This window comes from Streptomyces sp. NPDC001714, from assembly GCF_042892755.1.
GTDB lineage: Bacteria > Actinomycetota > Actinomycetes > Streptomycetales > Streptomycetaceae > Streptomyces.
Genome location: NZ_JBIAUL010000017.1, coordinates 131,605 through 152,691, shown reverse-complemented (window position 1 = coordinate 152,691; position 21,087 = coordinate 131,605). Strand labels below are relative to the sequence as shown.

Here is a 21,087-nt window from a genome sequence, read left to right as displayed (position 1 = left end):
TTACAGGGCGGCGAAGCCGAGGACGGCGGCAGTGAGGGTGAGCACGGCCAGTACCGCCGGCGCGGCCGGGGATTCCTTGCGGCGGGTGTGGACCTTGACGGCACCGAGCATGACCAGCGCGAGGCAGATGCCGGCGATCGGGCTGAGGACGGTCGCGGTGTCGGTCAGGGCGGGCAGGATCAGACCGAGTGCACCGAGCACCTCGGCCAGGCCCATGAGCTTGACGGACCCGGCGGAGAAGTCGTCCACCCAGGGCATGTTGGCCTCTTTGAGGGCGGCGCGGTTTCGGGCGAGCTTCATGCCGCCTGCGGCGAGGAAGACGAGCATGCCGAGGCCGGCGACTGTCCAGAAGGCGATGGTCATGGCGTAGTTCTCCGTGAGGTCGGATGCGGAAAGAGAGAGGGGACCGGGGTGCCCCACGCCACTGCGGAGGGGGCGACCCGCGCACGGCGAGTGCGCAGGGGGAGGCGAGGCGGTGGCGCGGCGGGAATGCTGCGGCTCAGGCGGCTGTGCGCGTCTTTCCGGCTGCCGGAGGTGAGGGCATTTCGCGGCGCAGGACGGGGAGAATGTCGGAGCCGAACAGGTCGAGCTGTTCGTGGATGGTCTTCTCCGGGACGCCGCCGAAGTCCAGGCCGAACAGTTGGCGCTGGTACGGGCCGAAGTAGTCGGGGAAGGAGAGGACCTTCTCGATGACCTGCTGCGGGCTGCCGACAGTGAGCCCGGTCTCCGTCGTAACCTGGTCGAAGTCGCCGGAGTGGAAGCGGCTGCCCGCACGGAAGTAGGGCATGTACTCGGCTACGGCGTCCTGACTGTTCCTGCGGACGAAGGCGCCGCCTCCTGCGCCGACGATCGCGCCGACGGCGGGGCCATGGCCGTGGTGTTCGAAGCGGGCGCGGTAGTAGTCGACGAAGTCCTTGAAGTACTCCATGGTCATGAACAGGTTGTTCACGAAGAAGCCGTCGCCGTAGTACGCGGCCTGCTCGGCGATCTCGGGCGAGCGGATCGAGCCGTGCCAGACAAACGGCGGGGTGCCGTTCAGCGGCCGGGGCATGGAGGTGAAGCCCCGCAGCGGGGCCCGGAACCTCCCCTCCCAGTCGATGACATCCTCGTCCCACAGCCGGCGCAGCAGAGCGTAGTTCTCGATGGCCAGGGGGATGCCCTGGCGGATGTCCTGGCCGAACCACGGATAGACCTCGGGGGTGTTCCCGCGGCCGAGCATGATGTCGATCCGGTCGCCGGCGAGGTGCTGCAGGGTGGCGAACTCCTCCGCGATCCGCACCGGGTCGGTCGTGGTGATCAGGGTCGTCGACGTCGACAGAGTGATGTTCGTCGTCTGCGCGGCGATGGAGGCCAGGATCGCGGCGCCCGCGCTGGAGATGAAGGGCGGGTTGTGGTGCTCGCCGATCGCATAGACGTCGAAGCCGACCTCGTCGGCGTGCCGCGCGATGCGGACGATGCCCCGGATCCTCTCGGTCTCGCTGACCGTCTTCCCCGTGACCGGGTGAGGGGAGAGGTCCCCGACGCCGAAAATTCCGAACTCCATGACGCGACCTTCCGGGCGGGCACACCCGCCAAGTAGTTGATACGTGTACAACCTAACCTGGAGGTAGTACACGCGTCAACTACATACCCGAGGGGCATCAGCCGTCGACCGCCCCCTCGGCCCGACCTGCGGCGGTCACATGCCGAATGAGGCTGGCAGAGATGTCGATCAGAGCCTCCTGCTGCTCTGCGGTCAGCGCGTCAATGAAGTACTTCCTCACGTGCGCGCGGTGCAGCGGCGCCGCCGACCGGATCGCCGCACGCCCGGCATCGGTGACCGCGACCACGGAACCGCGCCCGTCACCCCGATACTCCTCGCGGGACACCAGACCCCGCTTCTCCATGCGCACCGCGTGGTTCGACAGCCGGCTCTTCTCCCAGCTGATGGCCGCGGCAAGGTCCGTGGGGCGCATCCTCCCCTCCGGCGCCTCGGTCAACGCGACCAGCACCGTGTAGTCCTGCGGGGACAGGTCCGTCTCACGCGCAAGATCCCTCTCGACATGCTCGCGCACCAGGCGCTGCGCATCCAGCAGACCTCGCCACGCCTGACTCTCTCGCGCATTCCAGTGTTCCGTGCTCACCGCGCCATCCTATCCCGATTAGTTCATACGTGAACTAATCGTGGGTGGACGCCTGACGCCACCCAACAAGTAGTTGACACGTATACCAATTGGACTCTAGGTTGTTCACATATCAACTATTCGGTGGGGCGTCGCCCGGAGTGGGCTCGTCATGGAATTCGGGATCTTGTCGGCTCCGCGGCACAGCACGGGGCGACACCCACCGATGACAACGCAACCCAACCCCCCACCCCCACCCTCCAGGAGCACCTTCATGACCACTTCATTCACACGCCGCACCGTGATAGCAGGGGCGCTGGTGATAGGCGTATCCCTCACGGCCACCACCCTGGCGCTGGCATCGACCGAGACCGGTCCCAGCACGAAGAGGACCGCCCCCACCGCTGACGCGGGTACCACCAGGCTGCAGTGGGGGGCGGTCGCCCTGACCGCCCAGCAGTACCCCGCGATGAAGGAATTCGCCCAGAAAGCCCTCGGCCTGAACCTGGTGAACAGCTCCGAGGAGTTCTCCGTCTTCACCACACCCAACGGCAACCTGTTCGAGCTCTACGGTCCGAAGGCCCCCCAGTACCCCTGGCGCACCAGCCCCACCTCGACAGCGATCGGCTTCGACTCCACCGACCTGGACGCCGCCGAGAAGGCTCTGCAGGCCAACGGCGCCAAGTGGGCCTCCACCGTCCAGGTGGTCCCCGGCGCCGGAGCCGGCGGCAGCGACTATCGCTTCCGGCTCTTCCGCGCCCCCGACAACCGCGTCTACGCCATCGCCCAAAGCGGCACCGACCCCCGGAAGCCGGTGAGCGATGAGGACACCGGCGCCGCAGGGATCAACAAGCTGCAATGGGGCGCTGTCGCCCTGACCGCCGAGCAGTACCCCACGATGAAGAAGCTCGCCGCGACGGGCCTGGGCCTCACCCCCCTCAACGAAGCCAAGCAGTTCTCCGTCTTCGGAACAGAGAACGGCAACCTGTTCGAGCTCTACGGACCGAAGGCACCCCAGTACCCCTGGCGCACCAGCCCCACCTCCATCGCCTTCGGCTTCAACACCACAAATCTGGACAAGGCCATGACCCAGCTCCAGAACAACGGCGCCGAGTGGGTCTCCACCGTCCAGGTGGTCCCCCACGCCGGAGCCGGCGGGAGCGACTACCGCTTCCGGCTCTTCCGCGCCCCCGACAACCGCGTCTACGCCATCTCCCAGAGCAACGCCACCAGCTGACTCCCTCCCCCTGCCGGGTGACCGACGTCCGCGTCGGCCACCCGGCAACATCACGACAGGCACCAGCGGCACGGCCTGGGCGCTCGCCAAGGTCGCCTCCCTGGAGCCGGCCGCCGGTGCAGCATGTTTCCTGCCGAAAGAGCCGGGTAACCGCCGATGACTTCTCCCTCCTCCACACCCACCACCGGGGAGTCCGCCACGCCGGTGGCAAGGTCGCGCTCGCTGCCGACACCGGCTCAAAACATTGCCCGGGGCGCCCCAAGACCACGGGGCGCCCCGGTCGCGTCGCGGCATCACCGCACATAGGCATGCGTCGCAAGCGGGCGCCGCGCTGTTCGAGGGCATGGTGGGCGGCTCGCCGCGGGCCAGGACACCAGGGAAGCCGACTCGCGCTTCCGGTCGGCCACCGTCGTAGCGGGATCGAAGTGGCGACCCTCCCTGCGGCCGTTTCCCCTACCCTGCCTCCTGCCAGCGTCCCGAATTCCCCGTCAATCGCCCTCGCAGGCCCCCTGCCGAGGCTCAGGCAGACCACGGAACAGCACATCGGCGAAGGTCAGCGCCCCACCAACTGCCGTCTTGGGAACGGGCGTTGAACTCACGCGCAGCCGACGTACGTGTCAATGAGCACGCGCTTCCTATTCCGCTCAGGCCGTCAAAGGAATTTCACAGAAAATCGCGCACCGCATGAATGTCTCAAGCTGCACCGGAAACGCGGTGGATCGGGCCGGTGACCCGGGTCAGGGGGAGGCCACTGCTCTGGTTGGAGTCGCCGATGATCTCGGCGGTTATGGAGATGGCCGTCTCCTCGGGGGTGCAGGCGCCGAGGTCGAGGCCGATCGGGGAGCGGAGCCGGGCCAACTGCCCGTCGGCGACCCCCACTTCACGCAGGCGGCGCAGGCGTTCGTCGTGGGTGCGGCGGGAGCCCATGGCGCCGACGTAGCCGACGGGCAGATTGAGGGCGAGTCGGAGCAGAGGGATGTCGAACTTGGCGTCGTGGGTCAGCACGCAGACAGCGGTACGGGCGTCCACTGCCGTCCCTTCCAGGTAGCGGTGGGGCCAGTCGACGACCACCTCGTCGGCGTGCGGGAAGCGGGCTTCGGTGGCGAAGACCGGGCGGGCGTCGCACACGGTGACGTGGTAGCCGAGGAACCGGCCGGCCTGGGCGAGGGCGGCGGCGAAGTCGATCGCGCCGAAGATCAGCATGCGGGGGCGGGTGGCGGCCGCGTGGACGAGGACGGAGAACTTCTCGGGGCAGGTGTCGGCGTCTGAGCCGAGGGTGAGGAGTGCGGTGCGTCCGGTACGCAGTTGGGCGGTGGTCCGGTCCGCCACTGCCCGCCCGGTCGGCCCGTCGCCGAGCGTGCTGTCGGCGATCCAACTGTCGCCGAGCACGCTCACAGTGGCGCCGAGCAATCCCTCGGGCCCGTCCACGACCTGCGCCACGGCGGCAGGCCGGCCCTCGACCGCCTCGGCGAGCGCCGCGCCGAGATGCGGCTGGGCGGCCGGGTCGACACGCTGCACGAACACGTCGAGTTCCCCGCCGCAGGTCAGGCCCACGGCGAAGGCATCGTCGTCTGAGTAGCCGAACCAGGCGCGCTGGGGGCCGCCTCGGTCGTGGAGGACCTGGCGGCTCAGCTCGTACACCGCGCCCTCGACGCAGCCGCCGGAGATGCTGCCGATGGCGTTGCCGTCCTCGTCCACCGCCACCGACGTGCCGACGGGCAGGGGTGCGCTGCCGGTGACGCCGACGACGGTGGCCAGGGCGAAGGGGCGTTCCTCGCGGCACCAGCGGTGCAGTGTGTCCGCGATGTTCAGCATGGGAGGTCTCCAGAACGGACGGTCTCTGTCGCAGAAGGTGGGTCGGGCCGCCGCCGCGTCGACGGGGGCGCACGCGCGGCAGCGGCGCGGGGAGGTCCGGCAGTTGTACGGGGGGTCGGCTGCCGGACCGGTCCATGGAGGCTGGAGTGTCAGAGCAACGCTTCAGCGGTGATGGGCAGTTGGCGGATCCGTCGGCCGGTGGCGTTGAAGACCGCGTTGCCGATCGCGGCCGCCACGCCCACCTGGACGACCTCGCCGAGTCCCTTGACGCCCAGCAGGTTGCCGGCGTTGTCCTCGCCGTCCAGGTAGATCGCCTTGATCTCGGGCACGTCGGCGTTCACGGGTACGAGGTAGTCGGCCAGGCTGGCGTTCACGATCCGCCCGTCCCGGTGGTCGGTGACCGTGTGCTCAAGGAGCGCCGTGCCGATACCGCCCACGATGCCGCCGAACGCCTGGCTCTCGGCCAGCTTGGGGCTGATGATCCGCCCCGCGTCGTACACGCCGAGCATCCGCCGCACCCGCACCAGGCCCAGGCTCGCGTCCACGGCGACCTCGGCGAAGGTGGCGTTGTAGGCGAAGTAGGCGGACCGTTCGCTGCCCGGCCCGTCGTAGGAACCGTTCGCTTCCAAGTGTGAGCGGTCATTGCGGGCCAGCAGACTCTTGTACGTCTCCCCGCGCGCCGGGCTGCCCTGCACGTGCAGTCGGCCGTTCCGCACCACCACGTCGTCCGCGTTCACGCCGTAGAGCGGCGACTCCCGGTCCTCGACGGCCAGCCGGATCGCCTGCTGCCGCACCCTGTTGCAGGCGTCGACGACGGCCGAGCCGACGCTGGCCATGGTCGCCGAGCCGCCGTGCGGCGAGGTCGGCGGATACAGGGAGTCACCGAGTCGGAAGGTCACCGTGCGCATCGTCAACCCGAGTGCGTCCGCGGCCACTTGGGTCTGGGAGGTGTAGGTGCCGGGCCCCATGTCACTGGTGGCCGCCTCGACCACCGCGGTGCCGTCGGCGTCCAGACGGGCCCGCGCCTGCGCGGGATACCGCCCCGGGTCATAGACACCGGCGGCCATGCCCAGGCCGATCAGCCAGTCCCCGTCCCGCGTCGAGCGCGGCTTCGGATTACGGCGGTCCCAGCCGAACTCACGGGCGCCGACCGTGTAGCACTCACTCAGCCGCCGGGTGGAGAACGGCTCGTTCGTCGACTCGTCCTCGCTCGGCTCGTTGCGCCGGCGCAACTCGATCGGGTCGACGCCGAGTTCGTGCGCGAGCTCGTCCATCGCGGACTCGATCACGAACGACGCGGAGGCGAAGCCGGGGCCGCGCATCCAGATAGGCGTGTTCACGTCGAGGGGCACCCTCCGGTACGCCTGACGGACGTTGGGCATGCTGTAAAGCATCTGGCCCGCCGGCATGACGGCCTCGAAGAACGTCTCGTACGACGAGGTCTCGGCGTCGATGTCGTGGATCGCGGCGTTCAGCCGGCCTCGCCGGTCGCTGCCGAGCCGCAGCCGGTACTCGTACGACGGCCTGAAGCCGGTGCCGAAGTACATCTGCCTGCGGCTGAGCACCAACTTGACCGGGCGACGCGCCACCCGCGCGGCCAGCGCGGCGACGACGGTGTGCGGCCAGCAGCGCAGTCCGCTGCCGAAACCGCCGCCGACGAACGGCGAGATCACGCGCACCGAGTCCGCGGGCAGGCCGAACACGGCCGCGAGCTCGTCGTGCGTGCCCACCACCCACTGGGTCTTGTCCCAGACGGTCAGCTTGTCGCCGTCCCAGCGGGCGATGGTGGCGTGCGGCTCCATCGGGTTGTGGTGGTTGCGCGCCAGCTCGTACGTCAGGTCCAGCCGTACGGCCGAGGAACGCAGGCCGGCTTCCGCGTCGCCGCGCGCGTAGTCCGTCGGCTCGCCCGGCTCGGCCTCGTGCAGGTCGGTCGAGGGCCGCTCGGCGTCGTAGCGGACCTTCACCAGACTCGCCCCGTGCTGCGCGGCCTCCAACGTGCTCGCCACCACGACCGCGACCGGCTGGCCGTGGAAGAGCACCCGATCATCCTGGAAGACCCTGAGCCTGCGCCCGGGCGGGTTGTTGGACCCGGCGTTGTCGCGGTACGGCAGCGTCGGCGCGTTGCCGTGATGGATCACCCGCAGCACACCGGCGTGTTTCTCGGCGTCGCCGGTGTCGATCGAGGTGATACGGCCGCGCCCGATGCTCGCGTCGACGATGACGGCGTGCACCACACCTTCGAGGTCGTGTTCGGCGGCGTACAGGGCCTTGCCGGTGACCTTGAGTCGGCCGTCCACCCGGGACAGCGGCGCGCCCACGGCCGCCTGTGGCTGGGGGCTCACTTCGTACCTCCTACGATGCGCAGCTGGCGTTCGACGGTCCGCTTCAGCAGCTCGACCTTGAAGCCGTTGTGCTGAAGGGGACGGGCGCCGTCCGCCGCCTTCGCGGCAGCGGACGTCCACAGGGACTCCGAGGGACGCTCACCGACGAGGTGCTGCTCGACGGCGGGCAGTTTCCACGGCACGGTCCCCACGCCACCAGCGGCGACCTTCGCCTCCTGGATCACCCCGCGCCGGACGTGCAACGCGACCGCCGCCGAGGTCAGGGCGAACTCGTAGGACTGCCGGTCGCGCACCTTCAGGTAGCCGGACTTGAGCGGACGCGGAAGCGCCGGGATCTCCACAGCCGTGATCAACTCGCCTTTTCTGAGGGCTTGTTCACGGTTCGGGGTAGTGCCGGGCCGTAGCAGGAAGTCGGCGAACGGCAGGGTGCGCGCACCCTCCGGGCCGAGGAGATGCACCGTTGCCTCCAAGGCAGCGAAGGCCACGGCCACGTCGGAAGGGTGGGTGGCCACGCAGGCGTCGGAGGTGCCGAGGATCGCGTGCATCCGGTTGAAGCCCTCCCGCGCCGCACAACCGGAGCCGGGCTCACGCTTGTTGCAGGCCGCGGTCACATCACGGAAGTAGGTGCACCGGGTGCGCTGCATGATGTTGCCGCCGATGGTCGCCATGTTCCGCAACTGGGCCGAGGCACTCAGCTCCAGCGCCTGCGAGACGACGGGGTACAGCGTGCGCACCTTGGTATGCGCGGCGGCCTCGGACATTCTCACCAGCGCACCCAGGCGCAAGCCTCCGCGCTCGGTGACCGCGACCTCGCGCAGGGGCAGGCCGGAGATGTCGACCAGCGCCTCGGGGCGCTCGACGGTCTCCCGCATCAGGTCGACCAGCGTGGTCCCCCCGGCGATGTAACGGCCGCCTGCGCGACCGGCCTTGAGGGCTTCACGGGTGCCGGAGACGCGGGTGTAGGAGAAGGGATGCATGGTGGGCCGCTCCTTACTTCCGGCCCGCGGTCTGTTCGACCGCGCGCACGATCTTGACGTAGCAGCCGCAGCGGCAGATGTTGCCGCTCATCCACTCCCGGATCTCCTCCGGCGAACCGGTGTGGCCCTCCTGGATGCAGCCGACGCCGGAGAGGATCTGCCCTGGAGTGCAGTACCCGCACTGGAAGGCGTCCTCGTCGATGAACGCCTGCTGCAGCGGGTGCAGTTCGTCGCCCTTGGCCAGGCCCTCGATCGTGGTGACCTCGACGCCCTCCAGCCGAACGGCCAGCGTCAGGCAGGAGTTGACCCGCCGTCCGTCGACCAGCACCGTGCACGCCCCGCAGGCCCCGGCGTTGCAGCCCTTCTTGGAGCCGGTCAGGTCGAGGTGCTCGCGCAGCAGGTCCAGCAGCGAGGTCCGGTTGTCCACCGTCACGGTCCGGCGGGTGCCGTTGACCGTCAGGGAGACCCGGCTGGAGGGCGCCGCTTCTGCGGCGATGGCCTCCTCCGAGCCGGCGAGGAACGTCCCTCCGGCCACCACGGCACCGCCCACCACGACACCAGTGGCGATGACGGTACGCCGACTGGGCCCCGAGGAGGACTCACCCGATTCGGTCGAGGGTGGAACAGCGGATTCAGAGAGGTCAGCAGACATACGCACGCCTTCGCATCACGGACGGGACAGTCGTGAACAACAGCGGGGCAGCAGGCGCGGGATCAACGCCGCCGCGGGGAAAGGGCAACCGCGCGCCTTGGCAGCGGCGGCCGGTCACGCCGGGAGTCTTGCATCACCGGCCACACTCGCGACAGGGAGACTTTTATCCCCCCTTTGCCTTCTCGTGGTCTTCTCCATGACGAGGAGGCGGTGAGCGAACCGAATTCCTGAGCGCATGATTCTTGAGGCCATGGCACATTTCGCGCGCCGCCGGGAAAGAGCCTGACTCTGACAGTGGTAGGAACCGCGAACGTAGGCACATTCCTGCCCTGGGTCATTTCCCGGCGGCGCGGCAAGCTCGTCACCGTGCCCGGTCGGAAGGCAGCCGGGCACGAGAGCACTGCTAGGAGACCCCCCTCATGACCACCGTTGCTGCTTATGCCGCTCCCGCCGCCAAGGCTCCGCTGGAGCGCACCACCATCGAGCGGCGCCCGGTCGGCGAGTTCGATGTGCTCATCGACATCAAGTTCGCCGGTATCTGTCACTCCGACATCCACCAGGTCCAGGAGGGCTGGGGTACCGCCATCTTCCCGATGGTCCCCGGTCACGAGATCGCCGGTGTCGTCTCCGAGGTCGGCCCCGGTGTCACGAAGTACAAGGTCGGCGACCGGGTGGGCGTCGGCTGCTTCGTCGACTCCTGCCGCGAGTGCGACCACTGCAAGGCAGGCCTGGAGCAGTACTGCACCGGCAGCGGCATGATCCAGACGTACAACTACCTCGACAAGGACGGCCGGCCCACCTACGGCGGCTACTCCGAGAAGATCGTCGTCGACGAGAACTACGCCGTCCGCATCCCCGACGGCCTCGCCCTCGACGTGGCCGCCCCGCTGCTGTGCGCGGGCATCACCCTGTACTCCCCGCTGAAGCACTGGGGCGCGGGCCCCGGCAAGAAGGTCGCGATAGTCGGTCTGGGCGGTCTCGGCCACATGGGCGTCAAGATCGCGCACGCGCTGGGCGCCGAGGTCACGGTCCTCTCCCAGTCCCTGCGCAAGAAGGACGACGGCCTCAAGCTGGGCGCCGACCACTACTACGCCACCAGCGACCCGAAGACCTTCGAGGACCTGGCAGGCACGTTCGACCTGATCGTCTCCACGGTCTCGGCCCCGCTCGACTTCAGCGCGTACGTGAACCTGCTGAAGATCGACGGAGCCCTGGTCAACGTCGGCGCCCCCGAGGAGCCGATCTCCGTCAACGTCTTCCCCCTGATCATGGGCCGCAGGTCCATCGCCGGCTCCGCCATCGGCGGCATCGCCGAGACCCAGGAGATGCTGGACTTCTGCGCCGAGCACGGCTTCGGCGCCGAGATCGAAGTGATCGCCGCGTCCGAGATCAACGAGGCGTACGAGCGGGTGTTGAACAGCGACGTGCGGTACCGGTTCGTGATAGACACCGCGACGATCTGACCCCGGATTCCCCACCACATTCCCTGTGCCCTTGTCGGGCCGCCGCACTGCGGCCCGACAAGGGCACAGCCATGAGGATTGCGGGCGCGTCCGCACCATTACCGGATTCACTCCGATCCCGACAGGGAGGAATTACTCCCTGGGAGAATTCCTTCCCCCTCTCTTTCCCTTCCCAGGCCGAGCTCAAGATGCGAAAAATCCGTTCACGGGCCTATCTTGGGGGAAATCCAGGCGCCCGGAGCACCACACATCAAGCACCCTTGCCGGGAAATCAGGAGCGCACCATGACCGAACTCGACATGGCCGAGCTGGCATTCAACGGATTCGTCGGGCAGTGGACGGAAGGCACCACCGACGGCCGACGCGCGCCCCTGCTGCGCCGCCCCTCCGAACTGGGCCTGGCCTACGAGGACGTGACGTTCCCGTCGATGGACGGCGTGCCTCTCGAGGGGTGGTTCATCCCGGCCGACTCGGACCGGCTGATCACCCACAACCACTTCTCCCCCGGCAACCGCTACGGCTATCCCGGACACCTGCCCGGCTGGGACCGCTTCGGCGGATTCGAGGTCAACTTCCTCCCCGCCTACAAGGCACTGCACGACGCCGGCTACAACGTCCTCGCCTACGACCTGCGCAACCACGGCATGAGCGGGTACGGCAACGGCGGCATCTGCACGATCGGCCTCACCGAGTACCGCGACGTCATCGGAGCCCTCCGCTACGCCGCGGCACGCCCCGACACCAAGAACATGAAGAAGGCCCTGCTGTCGGTGTGCCTGGGCGCCAACTCCACGGCCGTCGCCTGGGCCAAGCACCCCGAGGAGTTCGCCGAGATCCAGGCGCTGGTGATGCTCCAGCCCTTGGAGGGCCGTTCCATCGGCGAGCAGTTCTCCAAGGCCCTTGGCTTCAAAGGCGGTTACGACCGGCTCGACCAGGCCGTGCTGGAGCGTACCGGCTTCCATCTGGCAGAGCAGTCGCCTGCGAAGTACGCCTCTGCCATCACCGTGCCCACGCTGGTGGCGCAGGAGCACGACGACATCATGACCACCCCCGAAGCCGTGCAGGCCGTCCACGACGCCATCCCCGTCGAGGACAAGCAAATGCACTGGATCCACGGCAGCACCCGCCGCTTCGACGGCTACAACTACTTCAGCGAGCACCCCGAGGTCGCTGTCGACTGGTTCGACTCCCACGTCCGCTGACGAACAGCCCAGGAGAGACCGGGGACAACTGAATCTTCGACCTTGACGAGAACGTCAGCCGCACCCCGGTGTCGTGTACGCGAACTCGCCTCGGAGCCGAAGGAGTACAAGCTGGAGGAGTTCTTGACCAAGAACCTCGCGTGAGCGGTGCTCGCGGAAAGCCGACCCGGGGCTGGCCTCGGGTCGGCTTTCCGTCTGTCGGGGCTCAGCGCCGCCGCAGACGCAGTACGGGCACCAGGTTCAGGAGCAACCCGATCGCGGCTACGCCGGTGACCAGGTTCAGGCCGGGTCGGTAGGCGGTGAAGTCGGCGCCGCTGTCGCCGGCTTGGGCGATCACGGCGGTGAGTACGGCGAGGACGAGGGCGGCGCCGACCTGGCCGGAGGTCTGCACCAGGCCGGAGGCGAGGCCCTGTTCGGAGTCGTCGATGCCTTCGGTGGCCTGGGCCATGATGGCGCTGTAGCCGAACGCGAAGCCGCCGCCGAGGAGCAGCAGGGACGGGAGCATGGCGGTGACGTAGTCGGGCGAGGAGCCGGCCGTCGCCAGAAACCAGACGTAGCCGAGGGTCAGCGAGGTCATCGAGGCGATGATCATCGGTGCTGTGCCGAAGCGGTTGACGAGTCGGCCGGTGAGGGGCGAGCCGACGGCGACGATCAGGCCGACCGGCAGCAGCGCGAAGGCCATGCGCAGAGGCGACCAGCCGAGCCCGTCCTGCAGGAACAGCGTCATCATGAACTGGAAGCTGAGGTAGGAGCCCATCAGCGCGACGATGCTGAGGTTGGCCCGGACCGTGGTGGCCTTGCGCAGGATGCCGAAGCGGACCAGCGGGTGCCGGACCCGCTGCTCGATCAGGACGAAGGCGAGCAGCAGCAGGGCGGCGACGCCGAAGGCGGCGAGCGTCGCCCCGGAGGTCCAGCCCGTCTGGGGGGCGGTGACCACGGCGTAGACGGCGAGCAGCATGCCCGCGGTGAGGGTGACCGCCCCGGCCGGGTCCTGGCCTCCGGTCTCGGTGCGGCGGTCGCGCGGGATCAGCAGCAGGCCGACGACAAGTGCGAGCAGGGCGAGCGGGACCGGCATGAGGAAGGTCCAGCGCCAGCCGATCCCGGTGAGCAGACCGCCCAGGATCAGGCCCGAGGAGTAGCCCAGGGCGCCGAAGAGGCTGAAGACCGACAGCGCCCGGTTGCGCTGTGGGCCCTCCGGGAACGTCGTGGTGAGGATCGACAGGCCGGCGGGCGCGGTGAAGGCGGCGGCCACGCCCTTGACGAAGCGGGTGGCGATCAGCAGCGAGCCGCTGTCGACGAGGCCGCCGAGCAGCGAGGCGGCGGCGAAGACGGCCAGCGCGACGAGGAAGACGCGGCGGCGTCCGAGCAGGTCGGCGGTGCGGCCGCCGAGCAGCATCAGGCCGCCGTAGCCGAGGACGTAGCCGTTGATGATCCACTGCAGTGAGCCGGTGGCCATGCCGAGGTCGTGGCCGATGGAGGGCAGGGCGACGCCGACCATGGAGACGTCGAGGCCGTCGAGGAACAGCACGAGGCACAGCACGGCGAGGACGGCCCAGAGGCGGGCGGTCCAGCGGGGTTCGGGGGCGGCCGAGGGCAGCGTCCCGGGGCGGGACTGGGTCAGGGACATGGGGAGGTGGATCTCTTTCCTGGCGGATGAGCAGGCAGGTCGGACGCCTCGGCGCTGAGGGAACCGGTTCTGTCGGTGGGAAGAGGGCCGGACCGGGGCGGGGACGCGCAGCGCGGTGGGCCTCGTGACGAGCGTGCCAGGAGAGCCGTACACGAAAAAGGGAGAGCCTCTTCCTAGGCGCGGGGCGCGTAGGAGGAAAGGCTCCCCCTTTGAAGGGAATACCTGGGCGACGGTCAGGCGGAGCTGTCGCTGGTCGAGTGGCTCGGGTCCGCCGCCCATGAGGCCAGCATGCGCAGGCTGTCGTGGGTCGGGGTGCCGGTTTCGGCGGTCCAGACGATGATCGCCAGGTCGGGATCGGCGGCCCAGGTGACGGCGTTCCAGTCGAGGTGCAGGTCGCCGACGACGGGGTGGCGCAGGTGCTTGGTCCCGGTGTCCCGGACGGCGACGTGGTGGGCGCCCCACCACTGGCGGAACTGCTCGTCCCGGACCGAGAGTTCGCCCACCAGGGCGGCGAGCTGCGTATCCCCGGGGTTGTTGGCGTTGTGCATGCGCATCTGGGCGATGGCCAGCCGGGTGACACCCTCCCAGTCCGCGTACAGCTCGCGCATCGCGGGGTCCGTGATGAGCAGCCTGATGTAGTACCGCTGCTTCTCGGGGATCTTGCCGAAGTCGGTGATCAGGGCGGCGCCCATGGCGTTCCAGGCGACGATCTCGGTGCGCGGCCCGATCACGAACGCGGGAGTGTGCGCCATGTCGTCGAGCATGCGCTGCAACTGCGGCTGCGCCTTGAGGCGCGGCTGCCGGCGGGGTGGGCGGAATTCGTCCTTGGCCGCGAGCTCGTACAGGTAGGCGCGCTGATCCTCGTCCAGGCGCAGCACGCGGGCCAGGGACTCCAGCACCGACGGCGACGGCTGGATACGGCCCTGTTCGAGGCGGGCGTAGTAGTCAGTGCTGATGGCCGCCAGTACGGCGACCTCCTCACGGCGCAGGCCCGCGACGCGACGCGAGCCGCCGTCGGGCAGGCCGACGGCGGCCGGGTCGAGCTCGGCACGGCGCGCCTTGAGGAATTCCCCCAGATCGTGGCGGTGAGGATCGCGGTTCATGCCATCACCCTGACACCGGAAAGCGGTGTTGTCAGGGGGAGAGATTTGTCCCTGGAAGTCCTCACCGTCGAGAAGCGCGCTGCCCTGTGGGATCAGCGGACGCGGGTCCACTTCCCGTGGAGCTGGACGAACTCGCCACCGATGACCGAGCTGGCCATGCAGGTACCCTCGGTGTAGTCCTCGATGTGAGTGACGTGGTCACCAGCGTCGGGCTCGGTCCAGCGGACGACGAACAGGCCGTCGCGGAGCTGGGTGGTGGTGTACTCCATCGTCTGCTTACGACCCTTGATGGCGCCGCCAGTCACCTCGAAGCTGACCTTGGTCGCCGAGTCGAAGGTGATCTCCACCGTGAAGTGGCCGAGCGGAGTGTCCGGGCCGAGGTCCGCCAGCCAGGTCTGGCCGACGCTGGGGAGAGTCGCGTTGCTGTCCATCGGTACTACCTCTTTCTTTGAACCTTTGAGCGGCGGTGCGGGGTGTCGTCAGCCGAGGGTCTTGACGACTTCCCGGGCCAGCGGGACGGCCGAGGCGGGGTTCTGGCCGGTGATGAGGGTGCGGTCCACCTCGAGGTGGGGGGCGAAGTTCTCCTCGCCCTTGTGGTAGTCCGCGCCGACGTCCGAGACGAGACGGTCCTCAAGCAGCCACTTCGCCCGGTCCGCGAGGCCGTTCTGGATCTCCTCGGAGTTGGACAGACCGGTCAGGCGGTAGCCGGAGAACGGGGACTTGCCGTCGGCGTCCACGGTGGACAGCAGCGCGGCCGGGCCGTGGCACACCAGCGTCACGAGCTTGCCGGAGGCGAGCCAGTCGCCGAGCAGCTTGCCGGCCGCGGGGTCGTCGGACAGGTCCTCCATCGGACCCCAGCCGCCGGGGACGAACACGGCGTCGTAGTCGTCGATGTTCACGTCCTCGATACGGATGGGGTTCGCCAGTTCGGTGGCCTCGCGCAGGGCGGTCTTCATCTGCTCGGCGCCCTCCTCGCCGCCGTTGAAGTCCGGGGTGAGGCTGAGGGCGTCGGCGGTGGGCGGGACGCCACCGGGGGTGGCCGCGGCGATCTCGTAGCCGGCCTCCTTGAAGACGCCGTACGGGCCGATGGCCTCCTCGGCCCAGAAGCCGGCCGGCTGCTCGAACCCGTCGGCCAGGGTCCAGTGGTCGGCGGCGGTGATGAGGAAGAGGATCTTCGCCATGGGGTGCTCCCAGGGGTGAGTGCGGGCGGTCAGTTGTTCGCGGCCTGCTGGACGACGTGGCTGTCGGCGGCCTGGATCAGGTGGGTGAGCTTGCCGTCGCCGACCGTCCACAGGTGGATGAAGCGGGCGTCCGACTCCTCGCCGGACTTGGACACGGCGTGGTAGTGGCCGCGGACGAACACGTGCTCGCCAGAGCCGTAGAACTCCTCGGCCACCGCGCCGAAGGAGGTGAAGCTGGGCGCGAGGCGGCCGAAGAAGTCGGCTCCGGCGCTCGCCCAGGTCTTGTAGACGCCGCCGTAGGGGAAGCCGGGGGTGATGTCCCAGACGATGTCGGGGTCGATGACCTCGGCGACCACGTCCGGGGCCATGCCGGAGTCGTAGAGACGGCGGACGAGAGCGAGGTTCGGGGAGTCGGACATGGTGCTGCTCCTTTACGGGTCAGGCTGCGGGTGAGGTGCTTGGGTTCAGGCGGCGAGGGCGGCGCGGCCGGCGCGGAAGAACGCGGTCTGCTGCGCGACGCGGGCGCCGAGGCCCTCAGCGGTGGCGATGTCCGACTTGTGGACGGCCTCCGGACCAGCATCGGTCGGGGTCTGGGCGCCGGCACCGACGAAGTAGCCCAGACGGTTGATGTCGTTCTCGCTGCCCTCGGTGGAGGCCCAGCCCGGCTGCACGCCCAGGCTGACCCAGTGCATGCCGTGCTGGGCGGCCATGGTGAAGAAGTAGCCCAGGGTCGAGGACTTGTCGCCGTTCTTGGCACCGGAGTTGGTGAAACCGGCGGCGATCTTGTCGACCCAGGTCTGGGTGAACCAGCGCTTGCTGCTCGCCTCGGCGAAGGTGTGGAAGGCGGCGGAGGCGGTGCCCATGTAGGTGGGGGCACCGAAGATGATGGCGTCGGCGGCGTCCAGCTGCGCCCACTGTTCGTCGGTGATCGTGTCCACGGGGATGGAGATCACCTCGGCACCGGCTTCCGCGGCACCGCGCGCCACGGCCTCGGCTATGACGGCGGTGTGGCCGTAGCCGGAGTGGAATGCGACGGCGACCGTGGGGCGGGAGGTGGAGGACATGGGGGTATTGCTCCTCGAAAAGGATCTCGAAAGGGATTGCATGAATCGTGCTCTGGAAGCATGGCACGGAATTCAACAGCGAAGGTAGGAAGGATTTGTCCCTGGCTTTACGCCGGGAATCTCCTGCCGATTTTACGAATTCATGGCGGGGGTCGCCGTCCAGGAGGAAAGGAAGCGTAGGCCCTCGTACGTACGTGATTCGGGTTCGGCGCTCCAGATGATCAGCTGCTGATCGGGGTCGGCCACGCAGGTGAGGGCGTCCCAGGTGAGGGAGAGTTCACCGGCGACCGGGTGGTTGAACACCTTGGTGCCGCCGGCCCGGGGCACCACAGGGCGGCCTCCCCACCACTGGCGGAACTGGTCGTCCTGCACCGACAGCTCGCCGACGAGGTCGGCCAGTCTCCTGTCGTCGGGACAGACCGCGGCCTGCTGCCGCAGCACGGCCACGGCGTTGCGGGCGGAGTCCTCCCAGTCGGCGTACAGCGTTCTCATGGCCGGGTCGGTGAAGAGCTGCCGGACGTAGTTGCGCTGCTGCTGGGGGGTCTTCGCGAAATCGGTGCCGAACAAGGCGGCGGCCGTCGGGTTCCACGCCAGGATGTCCAGGTGCCGGCCCAGGATCATGCCGGGGGCCACGCTGAGCTCGTTCAGCACGGAACGCAGCCGCGGGTGCGCCTTCTGCGGGGCCCGCCGCCGCGCGCGACCGGCCCCCTTTCCGGCCAGCTCGAACAGCTGGTCCCGCTGTGCGTCACTCAGGTGCAGGACCCGGACGAGCTCGGACAGCACGGACGTGGAGGGGGTCATGCGACCCTGCTCCAGGCGGGTGTAGTAATTGGTGCTGATGGCGGCCAGCATGGCCACCTCGTCCCGGCGCAGGCCGGCCACACGCCGGCGCCGGTCGGTTTCGGGCAGACCGACCGTGCGGGGGCTGAGCTCGGCCCGGCGGGCTTTCAGGAATTGGCCCAGCTCCTTACGGTGCGCACTGCTGTTCATACTGGCCAGTCTGCGCTGTCCGCCACTCGGCTGGGTAGGAAGGTTTTATCCCTGGATACATCTCTCCCGGGGTGGAATTCTCCTCTGTACGGGTCCTGCGGGCGGTGACAGAGTCGGAGAACGGCAATTGTTTTCACAGGCCGTCGGCGCTTCTTTAAACCCTTATGGCCATCGTCGACGAATCCGGCACGTCCGGGTGACACCGCTGCCCGAGAAACGCTTCAGGAGAAAAGACATGCGCGCAACCGTGATCCACGCCCCCGGTGACATCCGGGTGGAGGACGCCCACGAGCCCAAGATCGTCAACCCGACGGACGCGATCATCCGCACGGTCGCCACCTGTGTGTGCGGCTCGGACCTGTGGCCGTACCGCGGCCTGGAGCCGGTCGGCGACCCGCACCCGATGGGGCACGAGTACGTCGGCATCGTCGAGGAAGTCGGCAGCGAGGTCGGCAACGTCAAGCCCGGCCAGTTCGTGGTCGGCTCCTTCGCCACGTCGGACAACACCTGCGCGAACTGCCAGAAGGGCTGGCAGTCCTCCTGTCTGAACCGCGAGTTCATGGGCACCTGCCAGGCCGAGTACGTGCGCATTCCCAACGCCCACGGCACCCTGGTCGCCACCGACGAGCACCCCTCCGGCGAGTTGGTGCCGAGCCTGCTGGCCGTGTCCGACGTGATGGGCACCGGCTGGTACGCGGCCCTCGCCGCCGAGGTCAAGCCCGGCTCGACGGCCGTCGTGGTCGGCGACGGAGCCGTCGGCCTGTGCGGTGTCATCGCCGCGAAGGAGCTCGGCGCGGAGCGGATCATCGCCATGTCCCGGCATGAATCCCGTCAGAAGCTCGCCCTGGAGTTCGGCGCCACCGACATCGTCAGCGAACGCGGCGAAGACGGCATCGCCCGCATCAAGGACCTCACCGGCGGCATCGGCGCCGACTCGGTCCTGGAGTGTGTCGGCACCTCCCAGTCCATGAGCCAGGCCCTGCACTCCGCCCGCCCGGGAGGCAACGTCGGCTTCGTCGGCGTCCCCCACGAGGTGGCCGTCGACGGCCAGGAGCTGTTCTTCTCCCAGGTCGGCCTGCGCGGCGGCCCGGCGCCCGTGCGCCGCTTCCTGCCCGACCTGATCGACCGCGTGCTGTCCGGCCACATCAACCCGGGCAAGGTCTTCGACCTCACGCTGCCGCTGGAGCAGGTCGCCGAGGGCTACAAGGCGATGGACGAGCGCCGCGCCATCAAGGCCCTCCTCAAGCCCTGACCCGGTCGCCTCGTGGGCGTGAGCTGCGCCGGCCGCGCTCACGCCCACGAGGGCACACCCCGCCGCATGGTCGTAAAGGAGGCAAGCCCATGACGACCTGGACGAACGACGAGCTGACCCGGATCGAGCACGCCGAGGAACTTCAGATGGCCCCTTCGCGCAGCGACGGAAAGCCGCGCACACCCGTGCCGATCTGGGTCGTCCGAGACGGCGACGACCTCTACGTCCGCTCCTTCCGCGGCAGCGCCGGCGCCTGGTACCGGGCGGCCCGGGCCAGCCACGAGGGCCGTATCCGCTCCGGCGGCGTCGACAAGGCCGTCACCCTCGTCGAGGTCACCGACCCCGGCGTCAACGACCGTATCGACACCGCCTACCGCACCAAGTACGGCCGCTACGGCGCGAGTTACATCGATCCCATGGTGGCCTCGCGGGACACGACCCTGAAGCTCGTACCGCGCTGACCTACAGGAGACAAGAACCACCATGCTCGGTCTTGAACTCGTCGTGGTCCTGGGCGTGGCCGTGCTGGTGGGCAACGTCGTGGGACAGCGCCTCGGCATCGCCCCGCCCGTCGTCCTGCTCTTGACGGGTGTGCTGCTGGGATTCGTCCCGGCAGTGCGGGAGGCGCAACTGCCACCGGAGGTAGTGCTGTTGCTCTTCCTTCCGGTGTTGCTGTACTGGGAGAGCCTGACCACCTCCCTGCGGGAGATCCGCACCAACCTGCGCGGCATCCTGCAGCTGAGCACCGTCCTCGTCATCCTCACCGCCTGGGCCGTCGCCGCAACCGGGCACGCCCTCGGGCTGCCGTGGGGGCCGGCCTGGGTGCTCGGCGCGGCCATGGCGCCCACCGACGCGACCGCGGTCGGCGTCCTCGCCCGCGCCCTGCCGCGCCGTCAGGTCACCATCCTGCGCGCGGAGAGCCTGGTCAACGACGGTACGGCCCTGGTCGTCTACGGTCTCGCCGTCGGCATCACGGTCGGCGAGGAACACCTGAGCATGCCGCACGTCGGCGGGCTGTTCCTGCTCGCCTACGGCGGCGGAGCCCTGGTCGGCGTGGCGGTCGCGTGGGTCAACATGAACCTGCGGCGCCGCCTGACCGATCCGCTGCTGGGCAACCTGGTCATGATCCTGGCGCCCTTCACCGCGTATCTGCTGGCCGAACTGGTCGAGGCTTCCGGTGTCCTCGCGGTGGTCGTCAGCGGTCTGATCATGTCCCAGGTCGCCCCGCGCATCATCCAGGCCGAACACCGCACGCAGGCACTGGCGTTCTGGCCGCTGGCCACCTTCATCATCAACGGTGCGCTGTTCGTCCTGGTGGGGGTGGAACTGCAGTACGCGGTCCGCGACCTGGGCCGCGCCGATCTCCGGGACGCGCTGATCGCGGTGGGTGCCATCTGCGTGGTGCTCGTCGCCGTGCGCTTCGCGTTCCTGTACGCCTCCACCTACCTGGTCCGCGCGCTCGACCGCCGCCCCCAGCAACGCATGCTCCGCGTCGGTCACCGGACCCGCGTCGTCAACGGGCTGGCCGGCTTCCGGGGCGCGGTCTCGCTCGCGATGGTGCTCTCGGTGCCGCAGACCCTCGACTCGGGCGAGCCGTTCCCCGACCGCAGCTTCATCGTCTTCGTCACCTCCGGCGTCATCCTCGTGACGCTGGTGGGTCAGGGACTGCTGCTGCCGGTTGCAGTGCGCTGGGCGAAGCTGCCGCCGGACACGTCGGTCGACGAGGAACACGACCTCGCCGAGACCGCCGCCATAGAAGAGGCGATCAAGGCGATGCCCCAACTCGCCACCGATCTGCGGTCCGAACCGAAGATCGTCGAGTGGCTGCGGCAGGAGTACGAGGCGCACTTGGCGTCGGTACGGGCCAGGAGTGCGGGTGCCACCGACGACCCGGCACAGCTCCAGCACCAGGACTACCTCGCACTGCGCCTCGCCCTCATCGCGCACAAACGCGCCACCGTCGTCCGGCTCCGCGACGAGCGCCGGATCGACGACACCGTACTGCGCCGTCTGCAGGCCGCCCTCGACAGCGAAGAGGTGCGCCTGTCGGGAGGCGCGGCGGTCGAATGACCCATACCTG

The 21,087-nt window shown here is 68.9% G+C and carries 20 protein-coding genes; 6 read left to right on the top strand and 14 right to left on the bottom strand.

Annotated features, from left to right (window positions below):
* The 3 genes from ACFY0P_RS37225 to ACFY0P_RS37215 all read right to left on the bottom strand — a co-directional run bounded on the left by ACFY0P_RS37225 (position 1) and on the right by ACFY0P_RS37215 (position 2,123).
* Positions 1 to 363 carry a DoxX family protein gene (locus ACFY0P_RS37225; RefSeq protein ID WP_388923613.1) on the bottom strand — a complete coding sequence of 121 codons (363 nt, stop codon included), beginning with the start codon at positions 361 to 363 and terminating at the stop codon, positions 1 to 3.
* 136 nt (positions 364 to 499) lie between these two features.
* Positions 500 to 1,543 carry a CE1758 family FMN-dependent luciferase-like monooxygenase gene (locus ACFY0P_RS37220; protein WP_388923610.1) on the bottom strand — a complete coding sequence of 348 codons (1,044 nt, stop codon included), beginning with the start codon at positions 1,541 to 1,543 and terminating at the stop codon, positions 500 to 502.
* A 97-nt stretch (positions 1,544 to 1,640) separates the two neighbouring features.
* On the bottom strand, positions 1,641 to 2,123 hold the full coding sequence (locus ACFY0P_RS37215) for a MarR family winged helix-turn-helix transcriptional regulator (RefSeq protein WP_388923607.1): 483 nt from the start codon (positions 2,121 to 2,123) through the stop codon (positions 1,641 to 1,643).
* 253 nt (positions 2,124 to 2,376) lie between these two features.
* Here ACFY0P_RS37215 and ACFY0P_RS37210 point away from each other — a divergent pair, with 253 nt between their 5' ends.
* Complete coding sequence (locus ACFY0P_RS37210; protein WP_388923604.1) at positions 2,377 to 3,339, top strand: hypothetical protein; 963 nt, start codon at positions 2,377 to 2,379, stop codon at positions 3,337 to 3,339.
* A 693-nt stretch (positions 3,340 to 4,032) separates the two neighbouring features.
* Here ACFY0P_RS37210 and ACFY0P_RS37205 read toward each other — a convergent pair.
* From ACFY0P_RS37205 to ACFY0P_RS37190, 4 genes are all read right to left on the bottom strand, one after another.
* Entirely contained in the window at positions 4,033 to 5,154 is a 1,122-nt protein-coding gene (locus ACFY0P_RS37205; RefSeq protein WP_388923601.1) for an XdhC family protein, read from the bottom strand.
* A 149-nt stretch (positions 5,155 to 5,303) separates the two neighbouring features.
* Positions 5,304 to 7,496 (bottom strand): xanthine dehydrogenase family protein molybdopterin-binding subunit, encoded by a 2,193-nt coding sequence (locus tag ACFY0P_RS37200; protein WP_388923598.1) that lies wholly within the window; start codon positions 7,494 to 7,496, stop codon positions 5,304 to 5,306.
* Positions 7,493 to 8,473: an FAD binding domain-containing protein gene (locus tag ACFY0P_RS37195; RefSeq protein WP_388923595.1), complete on the bottom strand. Its 981-nt coding sequence runs from the start codon at positions 8,471 to 8,473 to the stop codon at positions 7,493 to 7,495. The genes ACFY0P_RS37200 and ACFY0P_RS37195 overlap by 4 nt, the downstream gene beginning before the upstream one ends.
* A 13-nt stretch (positions 8,474 to 8,486) precedes the next feature.
* Positions 8,487 to 9,125 carry a (2Fe-2S)-binding protein gene (locus tag ACFY0P_RS37190; protein ID WP_388923592.1) on the bottom strand — a complete coding sequence of 213 codons (639 nt, stop codon included), beginning with the start codon at positions 9,123 to 9,125 and terminating at the stop codon, positions 8,487 to 8,489.
* Between the two features lie 419 nt (positions 9,126 to 9,544).
* Between ACFY0P_RS37190 and ACFY0P_RS37185 the strand changes: the two genes are divergently transcribed.
* Both ACFY0P_RS37185 and ACFY0P_RS37180 read left to right on the top strand, forming a co-directional pair.
* A complete protein-coding gene (locus ACFY0P_RS37185) occupies positions 9,545 to 10,588 on the top strand; it encodes an NAD(P)-dependent alcohol dehydrogenase (protein ID WP_388923589.1) in 1,044 nt (347 codons plus the stop codon).
* 284 nt (positions 10,589 to 10,872) lie between these two features.
* Entirely contained in the window at positions 10,873 to 11,790 is a 918-nt protein-coding gene (locus tag ACFY0P_RS37180; RefSeq protein WP_388923586.1) for an alpha/beta hydrolase family protein, read from the top strand.
* Between the two features lie 205 nt (positions 11,791 to 11,995).
* Here the strand turns inward: ACFY0P_RS37180 and ACFY0P_RS37175 are convergent, their stop codons facing one another.
* The 7 genes from ACFY0P_RS37175 to ACFY0P_RS37145 form a co-directional block, all read right to left on the bottom strand.
* Complete coding sequence (locus ACFY0P_RS37175; protein ID WP_388923583.1) at positions 11,996 to 13,417, bottom strand: MFS transporter; 1,422 nt, start codon at positions 13,415 to 13,417, stop codon at positions 11,996 to 11,998.
* Positions 13,418 to 13,650: 233 nt separating this feature from the next.
* Positions 13,651 to 14,520, bottom strand: a complete 870-nt coding sequence (locus tag ACFY0P_RS37170; RefSeq protein ID WP_388923580.1) for a helix-turn-helix transcriptional regulator — start codon at positions 14,518 to 14,520, stop codon at positions 13,651 to 13,653.
* A 92-nt stretch (positions 14,521 to 14,612) separates the two neighbouring features.
* Complete coding sequence (locus tag ACFY0P_RS37165; protein ID WP_388923577.1) at positions 14,613 to 14,951, bottom strand: hypothetical protein; 339 nt, start codon at positions 14,949 to 14,951, stop codon at positions 14,613 to 14,615.
* Between the two features lie 48 nt (positions 14,952 to 14,999).
* Entirely contained in the window at positions 15,000 to 15,701 is a 702-nt protein-coding gene (locus tag ACFY0P_RS37160) for a type 1 glutamine amidotransferase domain-containing protein (RefSeq protein WP_388923574.1), read from the bottom strand.
* A 29-nt stretch (positions 15,702 to 15,730) separates the two neighbouring features.
* Positions 15,731 to 16,120: a nuclear transport factor 2 family protein gene (locus ACFY0P_RS37155; RefSeq protein WP_388842435.1), complete on the bottom strand. Its 390-nt coding sequence runs from the start codon at positions 16,118 to 16,120 to the stop codon at positions 15,731 to 15,733.
* Between the two features lie 45 nt (positions 16,121 to 16,165).
* The gene (locus ACFY0P_RS37150) at positions 16,166 to 16,765 is read right to left on the bottom strand and encodes a flavodoxin family protein (protein WP_367324557.1); all 600 of its coding nucleotides are present in this window, start codon (positions 16,763 to 16,765) and stop codon (positions 16,166 to 16,168) included.
* Positions 16,766 to 16,897: 132 nt separating this feature from the next.
* Positions 16,898 to 17,755, bottom strand: coding sequence for a helix-turn-helix domain-containing protein (locus ACFY0P_RS37145; protein WP_388923571.1), 858 nt, complete (start codon positions 17,753 to 17,755; stop codon positions 16,898 to 16,900).
* A 235-nt stretch (positions 17,756 to 17,990) separates the two neighbouring features.
* On the opposite strand from ACFY0P_RS37145, the gene ACFY0P_RS37140 reads away from it, so the two are divergent.
* From ACFY0P_RS37140 to ACFY0P_RS37130, 3 genes are all read left to right on the top strand, one after another.
* Positions 17,991 to 19,007, top strand: coding sequence for a zinc-dependent alcohol dehydrogenase family protein (locus tag ACFY0P_RS37140; RefSeq protein ID WP_388923568.1), 1,017 nt, complete (start codon positions 17,991 to 17,993; stop codon positions 19,005 to 19,007).
* A gap of 89 nt (positions 19,008 to 19,096) precedes the next feature.
* Complete coding sequence (locus ACFY0P_RS37135) at positions 19,097 to 19,468, top strand: DUF2255 family protein (RefSeq protein ID WP_351421567.1); 372 nt, start codon at positions 19,097 to 19,099, stop codon at positions 19,466 to 19,468.
* Positions 19,469 to 19,490: 22 nt separating this feature from the next.
* Positions 19,491 to 21,077, top strand: coding sequence for a Na+/H+ antiporter (locus tag ACFY0P_RS37130; RefSeq protein WP_388923565.1), 1,587 nt, complete (start codon positions 19,491 to 19,493; stop codon positions 21,075 to 21,077).
* Positions 21,078 to 21,087 lie beyond the last annotated feature (10 nt).